Origin of the sequence: Microcoleus sp., from assembly GCF_049646505.1 — a bacterium.
Classification (GTDB): domain Bacteria; phylum Cyanobacteriota; class Cyanobacteriia; order Cyanobacteriales; family Microcoleaceae; genus Microcoleus.
The window spans coordinates 1-24,762 of record NZ_JBARVX010000618.1 but is presented as its reverse complement, the minus strand read 5'-3'; the positions used below and the strand labels follow the sequence as shown (position 1 = coordinate 24,762).

At 45.1% G+C, this 24,762-nt stretch carries 19 protein-coding genes and 1 tRNA gene; 10 read left to right on the top strand and 10 right to left on the bottom strand.

Annotated features, from left to right (window positions below):
• Positions 1 to 294: 294 nt before the first annotated feature.
• The 3 genes from csx18 to WBA89_RS28795 form a co-directional block, all read right to left on the bottom strand.
• Positions 295 to 561: a CRISPR-associated protein Csx18 gene (csx18, locus tag WBA89_RS28805; RefSeq protein ID WP_424411045.1), complete on the bottom strand. Its 267-nt coding sequence runs from the start codon at positions 559 to 561 to the stop codon at positions 295 to 297.
• A gap of 567 nt (positions 562 to 1,128) precedes the next feature.
• Entirely contained in the window at positions 1,129 to 1,752 is a 624-nt protein-coding gene (ruvA, locus tag WBA89_RS28800) for a Holliday junction branch migration protein RuvA (RefSeq protein ID WP_424411044.1), read from the bottom strand.
• Positions 1,753 to 2,223: 471 nt separating this feature from the next.
• Entirely contained in the window at positions 2,224 to 4,863 is a 2,640-nt protein-coding gene (locus tag WBA89_RS28795; RefSeq protein ID WP_424411043.1) for an AAA-like domain-containing protein, read from the bottom strand.
• Positions 4,864 to 5,838: 975 nt separating this feature from the next.
• Here WBA89_RS28795 and WBA89_RS28790 point away from each other — a divergent pair.
• The 4 genes from WBA89_RS28790 (at position 5,839) to WBA89_RS28775 (ending at position 8,538) form a co-directional block, all read left to right on the top strand.
• Positions 5,839 to 6,048, top strand: a complete 210-nt coding sequence (locus WBA89_RS28790) for a hypothetical protein (RefSeq protein ID WP_194064409.1) — start codon at positions 5,839 to 5,841, stop codon at positions 6,046 to 6,048.
• A gap of 279 nt (positions 6,049 to 6,327) precedes the next feature.
• Positions 6,328 to 6,903, top strand: a complete 576-nt coding sequence (locus WBA89_RS28785; protein ID WP_424411042.1) for a hypothetical protein — start codon at positions 6,328 to 6,330, stop codon at positions 6,901 to 6,903.
• 239 nt (positions 6,904 to 7,142) lie between these two features.
• On the top strand, positions 7,143 to 7,859 hold the full coding sequence (locus WBA89_RS28780) for a GUN4 N-terminal ARM-like repeat domain-containing protein (protein WP_424411041.1): 717 nt from the start codon (positions 7,143 to 7,145) through the stop codon (positions 7,857 to 7,859).
• A gap of 214 nt (positions 7,860 to 8,073) precedes the next feature.
• Entirely contained in the window at positions 8,074 to 8,538 is a 465-nt protein-coding gene (locus tag WBA89_RS28775) for a Uma2 family endonuclease (RefSeq protein ID WP_424411040.1), read from the top strand.
• A 245-nt stretch (positions 8,539 to 8,783) separates the two neighbouring features.
• Here the strand turns inward: WBA89_RS28775 and WBA89_RS28770 are convergent, their stop codons facing one another.
• Entirely contained in the window at positions 8,784 to 9,119 is a 336-nt protein-coding gene (locus tag WBA89_RS28770) for a hypothetical protein (RefSeq protein ID WP_424411039.1), read from the bottom strand.
• Positions 9,120 to 9,219: 100 nt separating this feature from the next.
• Here WBA89_RS28770 and WBA89_RS28765 point away from each other — a divergent pair, with 100 nt between their 5' ends.
• Positions 9,220 to 9,798 carry a hypothetical protein gene (locus WBA89_RS28765; RefSeq protein ID WP_424411038.1) on the top strand — a complete coding sequence of 193 codons (579 nt, stop codon included), beginning with the start codon at positions 9,220 to 9,222 and terminating at the stop codon, positions 9,796 to 9,798.
• Positions 9,799 to 9,897: 99 nt separating this feature from the next.
• Complete coding sequence (locus WBA89_RS28760; RefSeq protein ID WP_424411037.1) at positions 9,898 to 11,688, top strand: NACHT domain-containing protein; 1,791 nt, start codon at positions 9,898 to 9,900, stop codon at positions 11,686 to 11,688.
• Positions 11,689 to 11,801: 113 nt separating this feature from the next.
• Here the strand turns inward: WBA89_RS28760 and WBA89_RS28755 are convergent, their stop codons facing one another.
• The 5 genes from WBA89_RS28755 to WBA89_RS28735 all read right to left on the bottom strand — a co-directional run bounded on the left by WBA89_RS28755 (position 11,802) and on the right by WBA89_RS28735 (position 19,582).
• Positions 11,802 to 12,521 (bottom strand): DUF2786 domain-containing protein, encoded by a 720-nt coding sequence (locus WBA89_RS28755; protein ID WP_424411036.1) that lies wholly within the window; start codon positions 12,519 to 12,521, stop codon positions 11,802 to 11,804.
• A 237-nt stretch (positions 12,522 to 12,758) separates the two neighbouring features.
• Positions 12,759 to 13,973, bottom strand: a complete 1,215-nt coding sequence (locus tag WBA89_RS28750; RefSeq protein WP_424411035.1) for a DUF790 family protein — start codon at positions 13,971 to 13,973, stop codon at positions 12,759 to 12,761.
• A 15-nt stretch (positions 13,974 to 13,988) separates the two neighbouring features.
• A complete protein-coding gene (locus WBA89_RS28745; RefSeq protein WP_424411033.1) occupies positions 13,989 to 14,450 on the bottom strand; it encodes a DUF3598 family protein in 462 nt (153 codons plus the stop codon).
• Positions 14,451 to 14,716: 266 nt separating this feature from the next.
• Entirely contained in the window at positions 14,717 to 17,419 is a 2,703-nt protein-coding gene (locus WBA89_RS28740) for a pre-peptidase C-terminal domain-containing protein (RefSeq protein ID WP_424411032.1), read from the bottom strand.
• Positions 17,420 to 18,040: 621 nt separating this feature from the next.
• Positions 18,041 to 19,582 carry a DEAD/DEAH box helicase family protein gene (locus WBA89_RS28735; protein WP_424411031.1) on the bottom strand — a complete coding sequence of 514 codons (1,542 nt, stop codon included), beginning with the start codon at positions 19,580 to 19,582 and terminating at the stop codon, positions 18,041 to 18,043.
• A gap of 438 nt (positions 19,583 to 20,020) precedes the next feature.
• On the opposite strand from WBA89_RS28735, the gene WBA89_RS28730 reads away from it, so the two are divergent.
• Both WBA89_RS28730 and ald read left to right on the top strand, forming a co-directional pair.
• Entirely contained in the window at positions 20,021 to 20,866 is an 846-nt protein-coding gene (locus WBA89_RS28730) for a class I SAM-dependent methyltransferase (protein ID WP_424411030.1), read from the top strand.
• Between the two features lie 104 nt (positions 20,867 to 20,970).
• The gene (gene ald, locus WBA89_RS28725) at positions 20,971 to 22,059 is read left to right on the top strand and encodes an alanine dehydrogenase (protein ID WP_424411029.1); all 1,089 of its coding nucleotides are present in this window, start codon (positions 20,971 to 20,973) and stop codon (positions 22,057 to 22,059) included.
• A gap of 510 nt (positions 22,060 to 22,569) precedes the next feature.
• On the opposite strand, the gene WBA89_RS28720 is transcribed toward ald, so the two are convergent.
• Positions 22,570 to 23,424: a Uma2 family endonuclease gene (locus tag WBA89_RS28720; RefSeq protein ID WP_424411028.1), complete on the bottom strand. Its 855-nt coding sequence runs from the start codon at positions 23,422 to 23,424 to the stop codon at positions 22,570 to 22,572.
• Positions 23,425 to 23,733: 309 nt separating this feature from the next.
• On the opposite strand from WBA89_RS28720, the gene WBA89_RS28715 reads away from it, so the two are divergent.
• A tRNA-Leu gene (locus WBA89_RS28715) sits at positions 23,734 to 23,815 on the top strand.
• A gap of 74 nt (positions 23,816 to 23,889) precedes the next feature.
• Positions 23,890 to 24,666, top strand: a complete 777-nt coding sequence (locus tag WBA89_RS28710; protein ID WP_424411027.1) for a TrmH family RNA methyltransferase — start codon at positions 23,890 to 23,892, stop codon at positions 24,664 to 24,666.
• Positions 24,667 to 24,762: the final 96 nt, after the last annotated feature.

The following is a 24,762-nucleotide window of genomic DNA, read 5'->3' as shown; positions in this document are numbered from 1 at the left end:
AACATTCCGATTGGCTTGACCCGGCACTCTCGTTTTTCTGCTCTTTTTCCCTCTGCCTCATCATAGTTTTTTTCCATGATTATGGGATGTTTGGTTTCACCCTTTTTTAATTCGCCAACAGTCTCTTTCAATCGCCGGGTCGCTAAAGTCTTCTCAAACAAAACTAATGAGTTGAAAAATTCTTTTTTCCAGTTTTATTTGAGAGGACTTTAGCTTTGAGGCAGGGGTTAAAACCCCTGCCGGACTATCGGTTTTACGTGAAGTTGACACTAATGGAATTGATATTACCCATTGTTAGCGTCGATCGATCTGTCTGCGATCGCGCGACTGGATTTGCTGGGAATTTCGGAAGATTTCTTCAGGGCTGCTGGGCTGAAGGTAGCGGATAACGCGATCGGCTATTTCTCCTGCCACAAAAGTCGCTGCTGTTATTAACAAGGTGTTAATAATTACGGCAGCTAATCCCAAGGGCGCAATCAAAAGTACAATCAAAGTAATTGCACCGTTAACAACAGACAAAGCCAAATTGCGAAAGCCAGCAGTACGTGTTGAAATGTGCATGATTTTTCACCTCTTATGAAAAGTTATCTATCCCCTTTATCATTCGGCAGTTGAAACCGGGGCAACCATAGAGAGATTGCCGATACACAAACGAAATCTGCCTCCGCAGACTAAGAAATCAAGAGGGTATTTAAGCCGAATTTGGCATGAGTTGTCAGCGTTTCATATCCCAGACTTCGCAAAAATTGTCGAGAATATCAACTGCAAAAATTATTGAGGACTACTTTATTTATATCAGGCTTAACTGAGTATTTTTATGTAAAAAACCAAGTAGTTACAAAACTTAAATACTATTTTGTAGGGGAATTTTATGTGGAATTGGTGTCAAATTAACTAGGAATTATCTATAAACTCTATTGGTAGGTGTGTACTGCGCGCCTGACTACTATTAGTAGTGTCTAAACAAGTAAGATCGGGATGCGACGGTGCTGTTTCCTTACAATCGATCGGGCGATGGTTGCATCAAAAAAGAGCGATCGCGGGCGAGGACTCGATCGTACTACGATTATTTTGAGGTAGGAAACGACATTGCGGTGTCCTCAATAGCTAATAGTATTGACCAGAAAACTATCGGCTCAAATAGCCGATCGCCTCACGTATCCAATCTTCAGCATTACCTTTATTCGACAAACTGCTGTCTTGACTGAGGGTTTGCAGCGCTTCCAAGACTTCCGCCCCTGTGTATCCCATCGCCAGCAGCACCATCTCGACTTCTTCTTGAATAGCTGCTGGGATTCCGGCGGCGACAGAAGTTGTCAAACCAGCTTGCTGTCTCCATTCCGAGAGTTTGCTTTTGAGTTCCAGGGCGAGGCGTTCGGCGGTTTTTGTGCCGACTCCGGGGGTTTTGGCGAGGATGCGGGTGTTACCGCCGACGATCGCCTGGACTAAATCTTGCATTCCTAAAGTATCCAAAAGGGCGATCGCCAGTTGAGCACCAACACCGCTAACACTCGTCAACTGCCGAAACAAATCGCGTTCTGCCGCGCTACCAAAACCGTACAATACGATTTGGTCTTCCTTGACTTGCTGGTGGGTAAATATTTGAGCGACTTCGCCGGATGCTGGCAATTCACCCGTGACGCGGGGCAAAATTTGGATTTCATAGCCAATTTGATTGACTTCGAGAGTCAAAATGATGCGGTTGCTGCCTTTGGCGATATCGGCGACTGTGCCTTTGAGATAGCTAATCATATTGTTTTTTACTAGACTTATTGCATAGATATTTGATTGATGGGCAAACCGCAGATGTCAGGTAGATAAACGCCGATCGACGCAGATAATTTCAACTCTTGAAAACTAATTAATTCAATCTTGTTTACTGAATAATACTACACTTTTGCATCAACTTATAGCGGTTCGATCGCGTGGTGATATCGTTTCCGGTTGCATCGGAATGATTTAACCGCAGAGAACACAGAGTACACAGAGTCCGAGAATATATATCTGAATCATTCCGATGAAGAGAGGATTTGATATGAGGTATGCCCGCAGAGGCCTCTGCCCTGTTTGGCCAATCCCTCCGCTTCGCTCCGCCCTGTTTGGCCAATGCCCTGTTTGGCCTATGCCCTGTTTGGCCAATGCCCTATGCCCTGTTTGGCCAATGCCCTATCCCCAATCCCGCATAGTACCTCATATTAGATATTGAAAGGCTATAGTTCTTTTTCAATTCAAAATAAGATGCTGTTTAACCAAAGACAAATCCGTCTTACCAAAATTTACCACCAAAGCTACATTGAAATTTTCTAACGATTTGACAAACCAGATAATTTCATCAGAAGCTTTACCTTCATAGTGATTGAACAAAATAGACAATCGCTTTTCCAACTCCGGCTTAACTTTGCCCGAAAGCAGTACGATTTTGAACAGCAAACCCATTGTCCGGCTGGGGCCGAGGTTGTACACCAAGTCGTAAAAAACGTAGTGGCTGGGATGTTGGGAACTTTCCACTACTAAAAAATTGAACAATTGGTTGCAAGTCCCAGCTAACAACATATTATTTAATTTCACCGAGTCGTTTTCTGAAAATGTATTTTTGATGTATTTGTACAAGCGGTCATTAAATTGACGGCCGCCGTATTCTGGCTCGACTGACGAGATTAAATATTCATATAAATCCTGTTTAAATGAGCTGTAAGATGAAGTTTTTCTGGCATCTCTCAGGAAAAACTGAGCCGATTCTTTGTAACTGCGATCGCCTGCTACTTTTCCGGCAAATTCCCTGACAGCCAAGTGCAGTTCTGCATCGTTCAAAAGTGTGGGATTTGCTGCAGGGTCCACAATTCCTATCTCTGTGTTTTTCGGCTCAACCAAATAATTTAAGTATTGAGATAAATTTTTTTCAAATTGTTTTTGTCGTTGAAATTCCAGTTTTTTGATAGTTTGCTGGTCTTCCTCCAGGCTATCTTTGCTCAGCAGAGAATGCCCGTACAAATAAGGATACCGACAAATCAATTCGCCCAAGGGGGAATGACTATCTTGTTTCTGCGGTTCCGGGTCTTGGTCTAGGGCTTTTACTAAACGCTCTATGGTCTGGAATTCTGCACTTTTAGTAAAGAAGTCTATTTGTTCTTGCAAGCATTTGACTATGTAAGAACTCATCCCGAATCGGGGAGAAGTTTGCTTGAATAAAGCTACCAGATTGGCGATGGCAAATTTGTTTTGTGAGTGCAATTGCCAGCGGTTGATCGGGATGTAGCAGCAGCGGTGGAGGATATATTTAAAGTTTCGTTCCGATCGCTTGACGGACACTATACTGTACAAAGTTGCTTCAATTTCGCGATCGGGATAGCCCATACCGTCGATAAACAGCTTGCGGAACCGATCGATTACCTGTGCGGGGGATTCTGTTTCCACGCAAGAAACGATGTGATCGTACAATCTCTGTTCGTTGCTGCCGGATTGAACAACAATAATATCTGAGGGCGGGGTGAGAATGCTGCTGTCTGCACCGGTGTCTGCACTGCTGGCTGCAACTTGTGCGACAGCGGCTGTCGGTTTTTCCGGCAAAGTTCCCGGATTCAAAAACCAACCGTGTTCTTGGCTTAATTGTTTGTTCGCCGCCCAATCCAAAGCTGACTGCAAACTTTCCCCGGTCAATAACTGCGAGTTATCTTCGCGGTCGGAAGCCAGCCATGCTGCCAGCGCCTCGCGGTACGGAGCCAGATTTCCTAATTCTTGTTCCACCCAAAACTGATTGAAAACTGACTGATAAATTCGGTTGGCAACTATTAATTTACCCTGATTTTTAACAACCAGTCCTGACAGTTGCAATTCGATTTGTTCGGGAGAGTAATCTGCCGCTACTCCCGGCGCTTCCCCCGGTTTGGTTGGGTCGGGCGGCTGCAAAATTTTCTGGTACAGGGTTAACAGCTTGGTAAGCTCGCAGCGGCTGTGGAAAATGCGATCGCGGATTACTGTCAAATGTTGGGGTTCGTCCGATTCTTCCCAATTTTTAATTATGCGGTGTTTGAGCAGTTTTTCAACTTGCTGGGCTTCGCAATTTCTGCCAATAAAAAGCCCGTATTCCAGTACCAAGTGGCAAAGCTTTTGAGTCAGAAACGGTTGACCGCCCGTCCAAGCTAATATTTCTTGCAGCACTTTTTGGGGGCGAAAAGCTTTGAGTGCCAATCCTTTTGCTAGCGGCAAAGTTTCTTCCAGTTGGAATCGACTTAAGTTAATCGGCCGTCCAATATTAAAAGGGTTGCAGCTTGGATCTCGGATCAGTTCTGACGGGGCTGCTACTCCCATAACAGCAAAAGTCAGGCGATCGTATTCCGGTTGCTCTGCCCGCTTGGAGTAACAAGCCCGGATCGCAGCAAAAAAATCGCTGGTACTGAAATTCAGATTTCTAATACTGTCAATGTCATCGATTAAAATTACTAGGTTTTGCCGAATTGACTTGAGCAAAACTTTTTCGATAAATATCTCGAATCGGTTCGCCGGCGACAGCAGTTCGCGATCGTTCCACCATTTGAGGGCATCAAACCTGTTTGTGAGGTGCAAACTGCTGGCGATGCGGTACACGATCGCCCCGTACCACTTTTGGGGGGAGATATCTGGGTTGCTGATGCTTCTCAAGTTGATGGCTGCAAAGGCTGTACCTTCTGCTTGCAACCTTTTGGCAGTTTGCACTAGCAGGCTGGACTTGCCCGTTTGCGGCGAACTCAACACGTAGCAGAATTGTCCGGCTTTGAGTCCTTCGTAGAGTTCGGTGTCTGCCGATCGCCTGACATAGGTGGGTGCAGCGGCAGGCAAATATCCTCCGACTCGATATTGGTAAGTTGAGTTGACGAATGCTGTCATCTGAGAATTCAACAAGATACTGCGCCCCTATGTTATGCGATCGAAAGGTTACAAATTGCAATTATTATTATTGCCAGATTACTCGTGGAAAATTTTTGTGCCTGTTTACTCTATTGTCTACTAACTGACCTTTCTGCTGCTCAATCTTTACCGTATCTTTGCAACCGTTGGCCCCAAATCCTGCGAGCAGGGCGATCGGACTGTGACACCCGATTATTTACATTCATTCATATAACTATATCAATCTCTTACTCGATCGGATTTAGAACATCATAACGGCTTTAAGTTCACATTTATTTACAATAAGGCTGAAAAATTCACCCGATGGTATGATGTTGCCAGGGAAACTCACAACCGCAATGCCGTCAACCTTCTGTCTTCAAATCAGGCTACCGAATTCCGGAGAAAAAGGCTCAGCAATGAGTGTCAATAAAAAACCCCAGCGTTTTGCTGAGGGCTGCTTGAGTGGGAGATATCGTTAATCTGCGTTTTTTTTTGTTGACTTAGATTGCATGGAATTCCACGCTGCTGACAGTCCCCCGTCTTCAATGAGTGCGGGGATTCTTAAGGAAAAACTTTTGGGAATAAATCCACAAAAAGTTTAATTCTTAAAGGCATTGTCAGTACCCGCCAACCACTCGCTCAACTATAAAAGTTAAGTCTGTGGCTAATTGTAGAAGATGCGCCCTGATGAATTAACTACCCGATAGATGAGCACCCTGATGACATAACTCCCTGATGGATCGACGCCCTGATGGCCTTAGCCCCACTACCCGAAAATTTCTGGTTAGTGGATGATCGTGGACATTAGTAACACGTCACTTCCGGCGTTTCCGATCGCAAGCGGGTGTGCCTGTCTGAATTGATTATGGCAGGCAGATAGATCGCAAGACAAGTGGGCTATTGCATCAACCCACTTCTGACCGGTCGAGTTAGCCAAAAAGTGCCAATCTACGCAAATCAGGGTCATCGAACATGAAAAACAGCATCTTAGTATTAGGGGTAATTGCCTCGGCGGGCATCGGCTTTGTCCATGCAGGTAGCGCCAGCGCTTCTGCGCTAGTCCCACAACCAAAAACAGCCAGCAGTTTGAAGGCTTTTGGGAGTCATCCCGACTTCAACTACACTGGAACGAATGAGGATGGGGAGCAAGAAGAAGTAAAAACGGGTAAAGGCAGGAAATAATTTGCGCCTGCTGTGCGGTTCGCCCGCAGTGCGGTTGTGGTTGTGATTGTGGTTGTGGTGTTTGTTGTCGCAACCTCGAACGATCGAGGGGGTTAAAAGTCTATCCGAATATCAGTCTACCCGATCCGGGGGTGGAACTCAGTGTCAAAGAAGGGTAAATGGGAAAATAAATAGGTGAGGCGAGTCTGTCGGCGGAGTTTCCCTGGCTAGGGGCTTCCTTACCTTCTGATGTTCGGGATTCGGATCTGGCACAATCGTATTTCATCTCTTAAAAACCCAATGGAAAATATTCTCGAAACTACCCGGCGACAGCGCGTATTGACAAGAACCCAAGAACGGCGTCAGGCGACACCCAAAGAAAAACAGTTAATTCACCTGCTGGCCAATATGGCTTGCAGCTTGGTTAACTACGACTACAAACACTCAACCGGGAAGGAAACCCTAGCGCCTTCGGATCGCAAGCGTTTAGCGGAATGGCACTACCTGCGAGTTCAGCAAATTCGCCGGATCGAACGCTCTTTGGAACCCGTAGCCACCCTCAAGCGCGTTTACTACAAGAGCATTCTCAGTCCGAGGGATCTCAAGTCTTTGAAACTTCTGTGGCTGGATGAGGAGGACAAAAACCGCGTCAAACGGGTCGATCCAGACTTGGACGACATCCTCAGTTGCGCTTTGGATCGGGGAGATACTTTAAAACAGCTATTTCACTCGATCGAATCGAAAGACCGAATTTTTGCGGCAACTCCTCGCCCCGGCGCTGTACCGCTTTGGGTCAAAGAGTGGGAAGATTCGGAATATGACATCAACTATTTTCCCCCTTCGTTCTCTGCATGGGTTTCGATTGTGGACGATTAAGCTGCACAAGAAACTCTTCTGCACGGCACCGATCGCAAATTTCAGATGGCAAACCTAATTTGCGATTGCTGCCATTGGCGCGATCGACTGTGCGGGCGGCGGGGTTAGTCGGCCGCCGTGCAGCGCGCAACCATCCGAGTAAACTCAAGTAAATCGAAGTCAGTAGCATTGTACAATAGGAGAAAACCAGGGCTTCAGCTAATCGCTGATAGCTGATAGCTGATAGCTGATAGTTGCTCATGACTGACTCGATTTCTACTTCTCCTTCAGACTCGGCGGCCGATACAGCCGAACTCCGTTCACAGTTGAGGTCTGGTTCGGAAAAAACTCAACTGCAACTGCTGCAACAGCACATAGCAGATGCGGGTTGGGACGTATTGATGGAATTTTTATTAGAGCGCAAGTCGGAGCAACCGACGGCGGTAATGGGCAAGGCTTACCAAATTCTTTACAGTGCTGACTCTCCGAGAGCTGCGGAGTTTTTGCAGGCGAATTTTCCAACTGGAGTGGTGCCGCTGCGATCGGACTCTAACATTGATTACACTCCGCTGCAACAATTATTGGCGCTACAGGAATTTCAAGAAGCCGATCGCTTGACATTAGAGAAGCTTTGTGAATTGGCGGGCTCCACAGCTTTGCAAAGAAAGTGGCTGTATTTTACGCAAGTTGAGAGTTTGCCGGTGGCGGATTTGCAAACAATGAATGTGCTGTGGAAAGTTCATTCCGAAGGTAAATTTGGCTTTTCGGTGCAGCGCGAAATTTGGATGAGTTCGGGCAAGAATTGGGATAAATTGTGGCCGCTAATTGGCTGGAAGAAGGGGAATAATTGGACGCGCTACCCGCAGGAATTTATTTGGGATTTGAGCGCGCCTAGGGGTCATTTGCCGCTGTCGAATCAGTTGCGGGGAGTGCGGCCGCTTGCGGCTTTGATGGCTCATCGGGCTTGGGTGAAGTAAGACGGCGGTTGAAACCGCGTCTACACAAACAATGTCCGCCTCCGCGGACTCAATAGAATAATGTAAAACGTAATTTTCACCGCCTATTCTTGAACCCGCGAAGGCGGGTTTTGTTTGTATAGCAGCGGTTTCAACCGCCCGGTCTTCTTTTTAGGAAAGTTAGGAAATTTTGTATAATTGATATTTGAATTAATTAGCGAGAGGGCTGGGATTCATGGTAGGCATCGGAACCAAACTCACTTTAGAAGAATTTCTAGCTTTGCCTGACTCAGATGTATATTATGAGTTTGTAGATGGTGAAGCAGTTCCTAAAGTGTCTCCAAAATTTTTTCATTCCAGTTTACAGGGAGCTTTGTGTCGCCTGATTCGTGTATGGTGTAAAAGTCGCGGGCGAGTTCTTCCAGAATGGGCAATTCTGTTAAAGCGTCTGGGCAAAGATTGGGCACCAGTTCCTGATTTGACGTATATTTCCTATGAACGTCTGCCGAAAAGTTGGCGGCGGAATGAAGCTTGTCCGGCAATTCCTGAACTGGCGATCGAGATTATATCGCCCGATCAAAGTATGAAGGAATTTGAAGAGAAGGCGAAAGATTATTTGGCGGCGGGCGTTCCGCGAGTTTGGGCGATCGATCCAGAGGCTATTTTAATTAAAAGTTTTTTTCCCGATGGTTCTAGTTAAGTTTATACGGATAATACATTAATTGTGGATGAGTTGCTGCCTGGTTTGGAGTTGACGACTAGACAGATTTTTGAAGAGGCCCAGTTGATTGATTGATTGAGGGCGATCGTACTCTGTGCATGATATCACTCGTAGGGTGAGTGACAGCGGGAAAACTTTAACTGGCGGCGGTGCGACTATTGACTGTCACGCACCGCACGCGAGCAAAGCATTGAATAATACGCTGTCACCGAAAAGGATATCAATTACACTTCGAGACGGATTTTGACTGTAGTGCCAAAAGCTTTTCGGAAGGCTGATTCAACATCGGGAAGTTTTTGAATTGCCATTAGCAAAAGTGGTGTTGACGAGACTTTAATCCGGGCTTCGCCATCATGGAGAGCAATCAGTTTACCGTGCTGTAACATGAGTTCTTTAGTGCTGCGTGGTGATATCTGAAGCAGCACAGTTTTCCATGTCAGACCTAGCATACTTTGAATTGCTTCTTCCATTTGTTTGAGTGGATCTATTTTCTGAGGCATTACAGGTAGTTCTAGTTGAATGGGGAAGTTGGGTGATTGTCGATTATTGAGACTTGTCATAATCAAAGTTTCCTCTGTGGCTTGACTTTTTAAGCATGACAGCTAGGAATCTCATATATTGGTAGTGAGACAAATCTCATTTTTATGAGAAACGCCTAATATGGATGCCAAAAGAATCAGAGAGATTTTCGATAAACTACCTTCCAAGCGCAAACAGGTACTTCTGAGAGTGTTAGCGGGTGAGAGTAAGGCAAAAATTGCCTGTGACATTTGTGATGGGAGTACAGATGCAGTACAGCAGAATTTGAGACAGCTTTATAAGAACTTTCAGCTTCAAGATGAAACAGAACGCAAACTACCAGGGTTAATTGCTCTGTTTGCCCAGTCAATGCCTGAGTTGATAGGTGTTGGTAATTCTCAAGGGATTAAGGAATCGCAGCTATCTGTCTATGATGAGACTTTGGTAGGTGGTGAGGAAGCGAACATCGCAAACCCAAGCACCAGTGTCGATCGAGAATGGAAACTTGGTTCGGTTGAAGATGCTTCAGAGGATAACCCCGATGTCTTGGTGCAAAGGGTGCGATCGCATCCCTATCACAATGCTAAGATTCAAGATCGGTGCGGACGATTACGCATTTTAGATGTTGAACGCCCAGTTGAAATAGATAATATTTACATTGATATCAACGTTCTAGAAAAGCTTCCCAGCAATAGTAAGAAAACGATTTATGATTTTTAATTTTTAAATTCAGCGATAGATAAGTCTGACCGTATTGATTTAGGTAGAGTACAACAAGAACGAGTACCGGGAATAGATGTAGCAGCCGCAGAAAATAACATGAAGCTAATGGTACTGGGAGAACCGGGATCGGGAAAAACAACTTTTTTGAAGTCTTTAGCAATTCAGTGCAACCAAGGTAGGTTTCAGCCTCAACTTATACCATTTTTTATAGAATTAAAAGATTTTGCTATAACTGCCAGGAGTAATCAATGTGATTTTAGCCTTTTAAATTACATCAGAGAGAATTTTTTATTAAATTGTGATATTTGGGAAGAGCAGATTAATACCTTATTTTTTAATGGCAAAGCTTTGATTTTGCTAGATGGTTTAGATGAAGTAGACCCAGAGAAAGCTGATGCAATTTTGAAAGAAATATCTTATTTTTCAAGATTATATTTTAGCAATAGATTAGTTATAAGTTGTAGGATTGAGTCTCAGCTTGCCAATCGGCTATTTAGTTTAAATTTTACTTATGTTAAAGTGGCAGATTTTAAGAGCGAGCAAATAGAAGCATTCTCTAAAAAGTGGTTTGTAGCAGTTGCCAGAAACTCTAAAGAGCAGGGTTTAAGCCAAGCTGCTGAGTTTATTGAAAAATTGTATCTTTCAGAACATCAATCAATTCTAGAACTAGCACGCACACCGATATTGCTCAATCTAGCCTGCTTAGTTTTCCAAGAGAAAGCTAATTTTCCTTCTAGCCGAGCTAAACTTTATGAAGAAGGATTAGAGATTCTGCTTTTCCGATGGGATGAATCCAAGAATATTAAACGAGATGAAGTTTATCGAAAGTTGCCTGTGCGGAACAAAAAACAACTATTGAGTCAAGTAGCAGCCATTGCATTTGAGAAAGATAATTACTTTTTTGAGAGAAATGAAATACAGCAACTCATCACCGACTGTCTTACTAAATTAACTGATGAAAAAAACGCTCCGGTGCAAGTACACTTAGATAGTGAATCAGTGTTGAAGTCTATTGCGGAGCAACATGGACTACTGGTGGAACGCGCAACAAAAATTTACTCTTTTTCTCATCTCACATTTCAGGAGTATTTGACGGCTTGCAGATTTGCTAATAGTTTAGAACCACAATTTTTAGAAAAATTAGTCGTCCACATTAATGAAGAGCGCTGGCGAGAAGTGTTTTTATTGACGGCGGAAATCTTACCGTCTGCTAATGCTAATGAATTAATGCTGTTAATGAAAACAGAAGTTGATAAAATTATACCCAACGATCAAAAGTTGCAGCAATTTTTTCTATGGTTAAATCAAAAATCTTTGTCAGTGAAGAATCAAGAGGAAGTTCCGTTCAAACTAGCTGCCGTTCGGAGTTTGTATTTTGCTCGTGAAATAGATCGCTTTTCTAACAGTATGCGAGCGAGTGTATCCAGTCTTTTTAAGTGTGCTTATGCTCTGGAGAAAAATTCTTGTTTTGGAAGTAATAATGCTCTTGATATAGATAGTGCAGTTTATTTTTTTGTACTCTTTGCGGATCAACCCAAACTTATCCGTTCTTGTACGCTTGATGCTGTCCTTGAGCTTAAACCCGATCTCAAGCAACAGCTCGAAAAACTCCAAAATGAAATACCTGATGATGAGGAAAACGAAGAAAAATTTAATAATTGGTTTGAAACTGATTTTCCCAATTGGTTTGAGCAAGTAAAAATGGTAACAATTAAGTATCGCAATCTAGGCCATAATTGGGAGTTCAGCGAAAAATCTAAAATTCGGTTACGCCAGTATTATGATGCTAATAAGTTATTAGTTGATTGTCTAAATAGTAGTCGTAATCTTAGTCCGACAATAAAAGCGCATATCGAAGAAACTTTTTTATTACCTCAAACTAAATAGTTTCAGCAATAAAAGTGACAGATATCGCCGTTTTTTTAGACAATATATATCTATTACACCAAAACTGAAGCAGATATTAACCGCCTAAATTGAATTGCTAGCTATACTTAAACTCAAACACACTCATTAAGTTGTTTCATATCCTCTGGCGGCTGCACTTGCTTGTGCAAACTAATTTTGTCCCCAACTTCATACCCAGAATTAAAACCAGCCTCGCTGCTGACTTGAGAATCTGTTCTCGTTTTAATTTTAACCCCTCGGCTTTCTAAATAATCCCCGATCGCCTGTTGATTTTTCTCAAACATCGATCGCACTACAATCCCAGGAGTAGCCGCCGCATTTCCCTCTCCCGGAATCCCAGACGTTTCCATCTCCTGCTTTTGTTCTAGCAATCTTTGCCGCAACCTAGTCGCGCATCCCACCCGAAAAGCATTGAGATACGCCAATCCCCTGCCGTTACCTTTGCGATATTTAGCTCTTTTTTCAATTGCAGAACTCAGATATTCATAAAGGTGTTTGCAAACAATCAGGTTGGTAGAACTTCCCACCAAAAACATATTCCCAGTATAAGTATTTCGCATGGCATTGCAACCGTTAGCTTCAGCAATTCCCGAAAGCAGCATCATTTTCCAAGTGACAAATTTCGAGGTTGTCTCCACTGAGTTTTCGTCAATTTCTTCTTGGTGATTCGGGCCTAAATCGGCGAGGCTGAGATTGTACTGTGCCAATAAAACGGAAGCTTTTTCGGCCGCAGCAGTCGATTCGTTTTCATTGGATGAGGTGGCGAGGGCTAAAAGTTTTTTGATTTTCTCGACAATACTTGTGTCTGCCATTTTTCAATCAGTTTGAGGGTGAGAGTATGCGGTGGTAAGAATTCGGGATGTTCTCATTTTAGTATAGCGTGCAATGTGCGATGTTTTTTGAGGAGGATTTTTTTGAACCGCAGAGGGCGCAGAGGGCGCAGAGAGAGAAAGAAAACAGTAGAGTTATTTTTCTTTTAACTCTTGTGGGGATTAGGGGTTGGGCTTCTAGCCCGCCCAAAAACTTAATTTTCAAGGCTGAATAACTTACTATTCGAGAATTTCTAGGACGGATTTTGGTGGCAATTTATCTTTGAACCAGACTACTTTGGCCGGCACATCTTTGATATTCACTCCGGCTTTTTCTAAATTCAGCCGCTCGGAAACGGCTAAAATTAAATTATCGCATTCAGACTTTTGTACTTGTGCGAATTTCTTTTGTAAATATTCCGGCCGCCAATACCCTACTATTTCTAATAAATATACTCGCCCGTCGGGATGCACTAACCGAAAATCGGGAATCATCACGCTACCTGGAATCGGGATGAGATCGACTTCTCGTTCGAGTTTCCAGTCGCTTTTTAACTTGTCCCACCTGCTAGCAAATGCTTCTTCTAACATACTATCATAGGGCTTTCCTGGGGGATAGTGGCTGACTAATCCGCACTCGGAATTCAGGCTAAATTTACCTGTTTTTAAAACACCGCTAAATGGGTCTTTGGTTTGCAGGGTTGAGTGCATACTCCATTTGGTGACGTGCAGCAGTGCGGGCAGCATTTTTGCCAGGGCTAAGCCGTAGCGGGTGCTGGGTTTGAACAAGCTTGTCGGCCCGTCGATTGTGAGGGTAAAACCGTGTTCTGCATCGCCTTCGATGTATGTCATTAATTGAAATAATTTTAAATACCGAAATAGGAGTTTGTATTCTCCCGGATCGTTGCGGTGGGCGTTGATTTGAATTTGGCTGGCGCGGTAAAATATGCCTTGGACTTGAGAAAGGTTGTATCTGTGAAGCAATTTTTCGGGTGTTGGTGCGTCGAATTGGGTGAGGATTTTGTTTTCGTTTAAGTCGGCGTACAAACCTGTTTTGATTTCCTCGGTAACAACTTCTCTATTTAAGTCTTGGCTGAGCTCTGTTGCTACTGTTTCGAGGGTTAATTGGGTGGATTGCGGGCTGGGAGTCGATCGCGCCGACAATGCAAAAACCCGCTGTCTCAAGTCTGATGGTTCTAGGGGGCTGATGACTTCCAAGGTGCAGAAACCGCCTTTGAGGAGGTGCGCCAATCCCCGTTTGAGGCGATAGTCGGGGCTGTCGCCTTCTAGTTCTAGCAAGCGTCCGTCGAGTTCGCCTTGGGTTTTGCCGATCGACTCTTGAAAACAGTTTATCGTTTCGGTAGCTGCTTCTAAGTTTTTAGCATCTATCTTGAGACGTAGGGGAATAATTGATTCGCCACTTTGGCGGTGACTTAACAAATCAGTTGGTAGCATAAGCAGTAAAAAGAATTACTCAATTTTTTGTTCTACAATCACCATAACTCCCCGGAGTTTTCCATCTTCTGTCAAACTTTGGGTAGTCCGAATTCGGCGATCGCAACTGACGAGATTAATGGTTTCAACCGCCCTGAGACTGTTAGTTGCCTTGTCCCATATTTGAAAAATTATCAAATTATCTCTAATTTCTGTGGCTAGCGTCTTGTAATTGGAAAACGGAAAGTCTGGACTTTCAATTTGTACTTGTCCTTCACCGACTACATTACCTACAAAGTTTTGGGTTTCACTCTTGCCATTAGCATAAGTTTGAACGTTAGTTTGCCTCCACTGGTTGTCAACTATTTTCTGGTTTAATACTGCTGTAAATTTTGATATCTCCTGGCAGTTGGCATCGAGTATTGTCCAGCTTCCCTCCCAAATTCCTGTATGTTTGGGGAAGACTTTAAAGTTACTTATTTGTGGCAGGTCGCTCATTTTTAGGGAATGTGAATTAGTTGTTGATAAGATTTCATTTCACCTTGATTTAATTTGAGTCTAACGAAAGTCATAGAAGAAATATACTATATCGTGTCCGGTTGACGCTGGGAAACCGAACAGCCATTGACTAAATTGGGCGATTGCGTAGGTTGGGTTGACGCTGGGAAACCCAACAGCCATTGACTAAATTGGGTGATTGCGAAACGAGACCCAACCTACATATTTTCCAACTTAACAGTTGGGTTTTGAAGAAGCGATCGCTACTATGGCTTGGACAAACTCACGCCATTAAAGTTCTTCAAAAACGCATCGAATGTGATGGTTATAAACCCATCCTTAAGATTGTCACTCGGATCTTCTGTTGCCTTCTTGTTCTTACGATTATCATTCCCGTGGGGGTTTCGCAGCAAGATCAGCTTTTGCCCGTCTTTTTCATAGGCATTGTGGATGCTGTAGGCATGACTTTGGTGTAAGACCCCACTATATAATTCCTTTGTGTCATCCCCGCCGCCGATTGTCCCAGTAGCAACGTAGCCTCCTCCGTCCAACGCAGTTTTAATGCGGTTAAAGATTTTATCGGGCTCATCAGGCAGAGGAGCAAAGGTGTACGAAAATTGACCCTCAGGAGTCTGGGTTAGTTCCCCATCTACTAGCTTAAAGTCTTTGCCATCCTTCCAGAAAATATTTTCGATCGCCTTACCCGTCACCCGTTTAAGGGCAATCCCCGCTAGATCGCCATTCCCTATCACATCATAGCCATTCTTACCGGTCTCTTCACCCCGGAACTTGGCGTAAGCACGTTCAAAAATGGAGGACCAGATGGGTTTCTTGTCCGCTTCATTCGGCTTGGCGGCAAACTCACTGGGCCATTTCGCCCCAAATATGTAATCTTCGTAGGTCACAACTTGGTTGTCCACAGTGACATTCTTCGCTGCGCCTGTTAGGTTGTTGTAGAACTGGAGGGTGTAGTTGTCACCATCGGGCTTAATGGCATTGTTGAGAATTGCACTCTGCTTGGAGTCAGCCTCGCTGGGATTTTCAATCTTGCCGAATGTAGCTCCTAGGGCTGCCAAAAAAGCGCAATTGCCGAATCGCGCTTGGTTGAGCCCAGATATTTGAATCGGCTGGGCTAGACCGCCTGTTAGAGGGGCATAGGTGAAATTCTTAATAGGCTTGCCCTTCTCAGTAAAGCTCGGTTCCGGTAAAGGAGTGTCAGCACTCGCACTGCGTACCGCGTTTGCAATCGGCGTTCCCGTCACCGTCGCATCCAGAGTATAGTCACCCAAACCCGGAGCATCGACACTAGAGGCATAGACCACATATTGAACTCCCGGCTGTGTGGTGAAACTCACCCGAGCATTGAAGTCTCCGCCCTGACGGTTAATGTCATCGTTTTCAGCTACCACTTCGCCCGTGAGCAGATCCACCACTGTTAGATAAGCATCGAAATCCTCCGATTCTTGAGTCACAGTCACCGTTAACCCAGCCCCCAGTTCGGGTACGAGATAGGGATCGGCGTAGTTTTCCTCATCGTTGGGATCGAAGTTATCGTTTTGAGTCAGGGTGCCGGTTGTGGGGATACCGGGGAAGAGGGGGTCATAGTTTTCAGTGTCTACCCGGCTGCCCGGTTCGGAGGTGGCAGAAATTTCGTAGGGCGTTGCTGCCCCTGGGGCGGTAACATTGATGTAGTAAGTACCGGGGTTGATGTTATCGTCCTGAATTTCATTAGTTCCCCCGGCAACAATCTCATCGGCATCCAACTGGTTGTTGCCATTGCGATCGCTCCACAGAGTCAAATTTAGATCCGCATCCTGGTAGTCGGTGAACAGATCCAAATACCCCGCGTTGAGCACTTCCAAGCGATAGGTATCCACTGCGTCGGTTCCGCCAACGTAGTCGTGCAATTCCACTTCGCCGTCTGGTGGCAGCAGGCGTGCCGTGCTGGGTCGATCGCCCGCCAAATCAGCCGCTACAGTTCCGGCAACACCGGCCACACTCAAGGTATAGTTGGTGTTCCCTTCAAATGCCTCCACCGATAGGAAATATTTACCCGGATCTAAGGTAACGTTCTCGATGCTTTCATTCGCAGTGCCCGATCGCTCGGATGCAGAGATAATTTCATCTCCTCCCAATTCCCCATCGCCGTTCAAATCCTGATACAGCGCCAAATCTGCATCTGCACTCAAGCCGCTCAAGCCAAAGTTAACAATGCTCGTTTGCGCTACTTGGAATTGGAAAAAGTCGGCATAATCTTCATCGCCCACTGCTCCCTGAAGCGTAGCTCCCCCCGGCAATGGACCCAGGACTGTGGCTCCCGGTTCCGTATCGTCCAGCGTCGCTTTGACGGTACTGAATAAGCCTGTCAGCGTCGCAGGGGTGACTCCTTGTACCCGCGCCAAGATTCCACCAGTTGCTTTGAGCCGAATGAATGTATCGGTGCCGTTGGCTTCCAGCGTTACGTCGGCTTCGGTGAGGGCATCCCCTGCGCCATCCGTCAGAGCAATGACATCGCCCTCTTCATCGCTGAAATCGGCGATCGTATCGGCGAGGGCCGGATTAGTTACAGCATCAGCAACATTCAACACAAAAGCATCGGAACCGTCGCCGCCAATGAGACTGTCAACCCCTGCACCTCCGGCTAGGAAATCGTCTCCTTCTTGACCGAGTAATGTGTCGTTGTTTTGACCGCCAAAGATAACATCATTACCGCGTTCTCCCTGGAGAAAATCATCTCCGGCATTGCCCGACAGCAGATCGGCCCCGCGTCCGCCTTGCAGGCTGTCGTTCCCGATTTCACCGAAGAGCGAGTCCGCTCCATCGTTCCCGTAAACGCAATCCGGGCGATCGGAACCGACGATGAAATCTGCTCCTGCGAGCGCTCGAACGCCAAAATCGGCGGGAACTTTGGAGTCGATCGTAAAAATATCGATACCGTTTGTCAAATCAAAGAAGTTATTGGATGACATTAGTGTATTAACCCTTAAAGATGAATGTACGAAGACATGACAAATCTCACCTGCAAGAGGTGTGAATTTGTTGTTTGTTCCAAATCCGCCTGAAATATAGCGGTTCTCACAAAGGTGAGGTATGCCCGATGCTTTTAGGCCCTATGCCCTATGCCCTATGCCCTATGCCCTATGCCCGATGCCCGATGCCCGCTGCCCGCGAGAGCACCTCATCTTTGTGAGAAAGGCTATATCTTCTCGATCTGTTAGTGCGTCCTTCACGAGACACCGAGGAGCAACTCCGACAGACTTGGTGCAGTTTGAGGTCAAAAGGTTTCCCACGCCTTCTTCATAAAGCTATGCTCGATCGACATCGCATTTCTTAACATTTGCAGAGCGATCGCTCTTGCGCTATCAAATCCCAATTTTTCGACAATCGATTTTCAAGAAAATCGATTTTTTCTTGCTGCACACAATTATCAAATTGTCAAGCTTTGTGCGAAATTAATCTTAAAACTCTCTTTCCACAAAGGTTTTAAGATTGTTAAAAAAGATGTTGGTAAGGCAGAGTTCAGAAAAAGTGTCAAGAACCCGGATTTGGGATTATAAGAATATAAGACTATATATTTAAGTTGTCAATATCTAATCTTCATTTTCTCCATCATTATTTTCTCCCCATTTTTGAGGCGACTCTGCGGCGCGCTGGGTTGTCTGGCGGTTAACTCCGTAAATGGGTGTCGGTTTGACAGTTTCTAGTTGCTGTTTTTCTGGCTTTGGCGGTTCTATTTGTGTTTTTGCTTGGGGTTTGTAAGGCTGCATTCCGCCTCGGCGGCGCTGGGATGTTCTTTCTTCGCTGGTGTCTTCGGTGACGACTTCGTAGAGAATTGCTAACTTGTTTGCATCGCTGCTTTTGCGGAGAACTCGACCCAATCGCTGAATGTATTCGCGTTCGCTGCCGGTACCTGACAGTATAATAGCAATTCTGGCATCGGGTACGTCTACTCCTTCGTTGAGGACGTGGGATGCCACGAGGGTTTTGTATTCGCCGCTGCGGAATCGATCGAGGATTTCGTGACGTTCTTTGACTGGGGTTTGGTGGGTGATTGTGGGGATGAGAAATTCTTGGGAAATTCGGTAAACTGTGGCGTTGTCTCCGGTGAAAATTAGGGTGCGCTGGGGAGAATGTTCTGCTAATATTTGAGCTAAAATTCGCAGTTTGCCTTCGGTACAAAGGGCGATTTCTTTGGCTTGGCGGTGGGCTAGCATGGCGCGTCTTCCTAGGGGCGATCGCGCGCTTGCCATGATAAAGTGTTTCCAACCTTCGAGGCTGGATATTTTGATGTTAGACTGTTTTAAGAAGTCGTTGCGAATGTTGATTAATTCGCCGTAGCGAGATCCTTCTTCTTTTGATAGTTTTACCATGATTTGAACTATCTTATGGTCGGCTAAAGCATCGCCAGCTAAATCTTCCGGTCTTTTGCTATATACTGTCGGGCCGATCAGGAAATGTAAGTCGCTGTGGCGGCCGTCGGTGCGATCGGGTGTTGCTGTCAGTCCGAGTCGAAAAGGGGCGATCGCATATTCGGATATTACTCGATAAAAGTCCGTTGGTAAATGGTGGCATTCGTCAAAAACCAACAATCCGTATTTATTGCCCAAGGTTTCTGCATGAATGCTGGCGCTGTCGTAAGTTGCCACTAAAATTGGCGTTTTGTCCCGCGAACCTCCGCCCAACAATCCAATTTCGATGTCGGGAAAAGCAGCTTTCAAATTAGCGTACCACTGGTGCATTAAATCGAGAGTTGGTACTACAATTAATGTACTGCGGCCCGTGACCTGCATGGCTAATTGTGCCAGGTAAGTTTTGCCGGAAGCCGTGGGGAGGACGACTACTCCTTGACTTCCCGCTGCTTGCCAAGCTGCGAGGGCTTGCGATTGATGTTCGTAAGGCTGCATTTCGACGCTGGGTACGAGTTCGAGTAGTTCGTAGGCCCGGGCTTCGTCGGTGAAGTGAATGCAGTCGGCTTGCAGGCATTCTACCAGCGGGCGGTAGTGAATTGCTCGGATGCGGTATTTTTCGACGCGATCGTCCCACGTAGCAAAGTCCACCCAGTCTCTGCCTTGGGGCGGCGGGTGCAACAAAATCGTTCCGCGATCGAATGTTAATGTAGGTATCCGTGGCATTTGTTTTTGAGACGCGCTGAGTGCAAGCCTGTTAAATTATAAGTGACAGATAAAATATATTGACAGCAGACTCCCTATCAGCTATTATTCAATCACATCTATTAAACCCTAATGTATTTTAAACTAAAATAGGGTTAACTAAAAATTTAATAGTAATCCTTTCAATATCTGTCAAGCTCAATATTTCTTTCTTTTCTCCTTCTATACACAATCAGAGGTTCCTCTACAAAAAATCTAGTTCAAAAATCAAATAGGATTACCATAGCATTTTTTGTAGCCGACCAAATTGCCCGAATGTCAAAAATGTTAAAAAAATCTAGTAGGGACTTTAGTCATTGCTTCTGAATTGGCAAAAGGACGTAGGTACTGACTACAAAATGCTTGGTATTGATTAGATATTTTTCCCAAGGCTTCGAGTTCAATTATCATCGGAATAATATGTTTGATTTTATACAATACAAAAAAAGATTTTTACAAGCGACTAAGGACTGGAATAACGAAAAATGGAATAATTTTGATGACAATCCATTGCTGCTTTCGGCCCCAATGCTTCTAGAGTGTCACGTGAAAAATTGTCGCTTTGTTGAAAGTCGATTAAAGATATTGGAATATTTGCCTAAAGATAGTGTGGTGGCTGAGGTGGGAACTCAATACGGGCACTTTGCCGAAAAAATTCTTGCTATTGCCAAGCCCAAAAAGCTGCATTTGATCGATTATAATTTTGATTTATTCAAAGCCGAAATCAGCAAACAACAAAAAAGTCTAGTTCAAGAAGGGATAGAAAATGGAAAGGTAGAGCTTCACGAAGGGGATTCTTCGACAATTTTAAAGAGCTTTCCTGACGAGTATTTTGACTGGATGTATATCGATGCCGACCACGAATATCAAGGTGTATGCAAAGATATTCAACAAGGTTATACTAAAGTTAAAGCCGAAGGAATGATGGTTTTTAACGATTACACAAATTGGTCGGTATGCGAGGTGATGCCTTACGGTGTGGCGAAAGCAGTCAATGAGTTTTGTATTGCAAATAACTGGGAACTCATATTTTTTGCCTTTCAGTCCCTCGGCTATCACGATGTTGCAATCAGGAAAAATACTGGGGAAACGGCAGTGAGAATTTCGTTGCAGGAAGCCAATTCCGAATTGCAGAATTACCAATATCAAATTCAACAGCTACAGTTACAGTTGGAACAAGCTAAAAAGACGATCGACCTTATGGAAAATGACAAATTTTGGAAATTGCGATCGATCTGGGGGAAAATCCAACAAAAATTATCCTAGCCCGGCCGGATGGCAAAATCTAAAATCTACAATAGTATTATCCCGCTGGGGATGGTTTTTGAGTTAAATTCGATCGGCATAAGCCTGAGATTTAGAGGTTGTAGATGGAAATAGGCGTTCCCAAAGAAATCAAAGATTTGGAGTTTCGAGTCGGGCTCAGTCCCGCCAGTGTCCGGGCTTGTTCCGACAAAGGTCACGCAGTTTTCGTCGAAACGAATGCTGGTGTTGGGGCCGGTTTTACCGACGAGGACTACCTTCAAGCAGGGGCTAAGATTGTATCAAAGGCTTCAGATGTCTGGAACCGGCAACTAATTGTTAAAGTTAAGGAACCGCTTCCCGTTGAGTACCCGCTGATTCAAAAAGAGCAGTTGCTATTTACATATTTGCACTTAGCAGCCGATCGCGCATTAACCGAGCAATTAATCAACAGCGGAGTCCAGGCCATCGCCTACGAAACCGTCGAACTCCCCGACCGGAAACTGCCGCTGCTAGCGCCCATGAGCATTATTGCAGGGCGTTTGGCCGTGCAGTTCGGTGCTCGGTATCTGGAACGGCAGCAAGGCGGCAGAGGCGTACTTTTGGGCGGCGTACCGGGGGTCAGACCGGGCAAAGTCGTGATTTTGGGCGGCGGAATCGTCGGCACCGAAGCAGCCCGTATTGCTGTAGGAATGGGCGCTAGAGTGCAGATTTTGGATGTAAATGTCGATCGCCTAGCCTACTTAGAAACTCTGTTCGGTTCCAGAGTAGAATACCTCTACAGCAGTCCTTTGCAAATAGAAGCAGTTATCTCCGATGCTGATTTGTTAATCGGCGCAGTTTTGGTCTTAGGTAAAAAAGCTCCAATTCTGGTTTCTCGCCCACTTGTTGCGAAAATGCACCCCGGTTCTGTAATTGTTGACGTAGCCGTTGACCAAGGCGGCTGCGTGGAAACTTTGCGAGTAACTTCTCACACAAATCCTACTTATATCGAGGAAGAAGTTGTGCATTACGGCGTACCAAATATGCCCGGTGCAGTGCCTTGGACAGCAACTCTAGCTTTGAATAACAGCACTTTGCCCTATGTTTTGCAGTTAGCAAATAACGGGATTAAAGCATTGGAAATGAATCCGAGTTTAGCGAAGGGATTGAACGTACAGAATCACAGATTGGTGCATCCAGCCGTGCGCGAAGTTTTCCCAGATTTAGCCGATTAATATCGTGTTCTGTCGATTTACAACGATAAAATTGGTTCGTAGTGCAGACTAAAGTCCGCACTACGAACGAAGTGTTAAATTGCTCATTATATCAAATCCTGTAGCATCGGAATGATTCAGATATATATTCTCGGACTCTGTGTACTCTGTGTTCTCTGTGGTTAAATCATTCCAATGCAAGCGGAAACGATATTACCAAGCTTTACCTCTCTTTACCTCACCGCTTCTGAAGAGAGAAAAGTGTGGCAGATGTTTAAGTTATTAAATTTTCGTTTCTCAATTAGTGCGTTGAAACCCGGTTTCTCCGATAAATTTGGGTTGAGTACGAGAAATATAGGAAGAAACCGGGTTTCTGAGATTAGCGGGCGCTCTAATTTATGTCGATTAGTGGGGGCGGGTTTTTGGAGATTGTCTGTGGGAATTAAAAATTGTTGGTGAACCCGCCCCTAGCAAAAATTATTATGATATAATTGCCAATTAAACAAACATGATATTACTAATTTTGTAAAATTATAATTGATAAAATTGGCGAATTTCATCGAGGTTGTTGGCTGCTGCTATGCCAGATGCGATCGCCTGCAAAACAGCCACATCAGAAATTGCCGAAATTTCATCAAGCAGCAGCAATCCTTCCTCTCCAAATTTCAGTCTCAAACCGAGTTCGATCATCTGAATAAATGCTCGTTTAGTCCGCGCTTGTTCCTCCAATAACTGAGCATCTTTTTGAGATAACTGAGCATCTTTTTGAGCCGCCAGTTCGTCGCCTGTAGGAATGGGATCGCCACTAGGATAGCACCAGCGCAACCAAGTACCACCAACCTTTTCAAATTCACCTTCCCACAGAGTTAGTCCCAAACCGACTTCGGGAAACCAAGCATCAGTTTTGGGCGCGTAGGATTGATTCTGCAACTCAAAAACTCGCAGCGTGCTACCTCTCAACTCCCGTAGCGGATCGTACACAATATAATATGGGATTCGCATTCGAGCGTAGTCTATTAACTTGCTGCCCAATTCATTTCCCGGAGTTGGGGAAACAATTTCGATCGCAATTTCGGGAGGTTTGCCAAATTCCCAAAATAAATACGATCGCACTTTTCTTTCCCACCAATCCTCAGCACCAGTAATATTGATACTGAGAAAAACATCCGGGGCGACTCCCGGTTGACGTATGCTGCTGAACAAACCGACATTTGCCGCCGCAATAAACGGAACAGCAATCCCTGTATCGCCACCGCTATACAAAACCGTTGTCAGCAATCGCTGCTGTTTTTCGTTAATGAAGCTATCCAAAGGAGTATCGTCTTCTAGAACTAAGTTGCTAATATCTGGCAACTGACTCGGATCGAGGATTAATGGCTCAGACATAGGTAGCCGAGATGAGAACTATCTGCCAAAACAATTTTAACATCATCAGCCAAGGGACTAGGGCAATATTAAGTTTTTCCACCAATGTCAGCATTCAACTTGAATTCGCTTCATTCGATCGCTAAAAAATCGAAATAATCTGCCTCAATCTGCGTCAATCTGCCTTAAATTTGCGGTTGACAGGGCGATCGAACATTTATGCCATGCAAATAAGTCCAGTCAACACTCGCATTCCCCAATAAAAATTTAATTGCCAAAAACACTTGACAAATTCGGGAACATAGTGCACAGTGTTAATTCGTGACCGATGCGGAACTGGCGGAATTGGTAGACGCGCATGATTCAGGTTCATGTGGTGCAAGCCTTCCGGGTTCAAGTCCCGGGTTCCGCATTCCAAAGGCAGAAAAAAGTTTGGGGTTAACCCGATACAGGAAATAACCCCATTCGCTCTGCTGAATTAACACAATGCTGACAAGTATTCAAAACCCCCTAGTCAAAGAAATCCGCAAGCTGCACAGCTCGAAGGGACGCAGGGAACAACAATTATTTTTACTAGAAGGGACGCATTTGCTCGAAGAAGCTTGCGCCGCTAAACACCCGCTAGAAACAGTTTGCTGCACTCCCGAATGGTTGGATCGCCACGGGAAATTGTGGGAGGAAATTGGTAGTTTGGCCGATCGCACAGAATTAGTCAGTGAAAAAGTATTAGAGTCGATCGCCACCACAGTTCAACCAGACGGCATTATCGCCACCGCACCCCGCACCGCCACAGCGCCAGCAGAAATCTCAACTTTAGGAATAGCCCTCGAAACCATCCAAGATCCCGGCAACTTGGGGGCGATCGTCCGCACGGCCGCGGCTGCTAATGCCGACGGTTTGCTGCTGAGCGCCGACAGCGCCGATTTAGATCATCCCAAAGTGCTGCGCGCCTCCGCCGGAGCTTGGTTTAAGCTGCCCGTAGCAGTCACTCCAGATTTAACCGCCGAAGTCTCCGGGTACAAAAATCGGGGAATGCAAATATTAGCAACCGTTGCCGGTGCGAGTTTAACTTATTGGGAAGTAGATTTGCGAGTACCGACTCTGATCGTTTTGGGTAACGAAGGTGCTGGATTGTCAGCCGAATTGAGAAGTTTGGCCGATCGACAAATCCAAATCCCCCTCAGCCGCAACGTAGAATCATTAAATGTGTCGATCGCCTCTGCCCTCATCCTGTACGAAGCTCAGCGGCAAAGAAGTCATTAGTCAGTTGTCAGTTGACTGTTGACTGTTGACTGTTGACTGTTAACTGTTGGTAGGGGCGGTGCCAAGAGTGCCCGCCCTCTTAATAGTCAGTAGTCA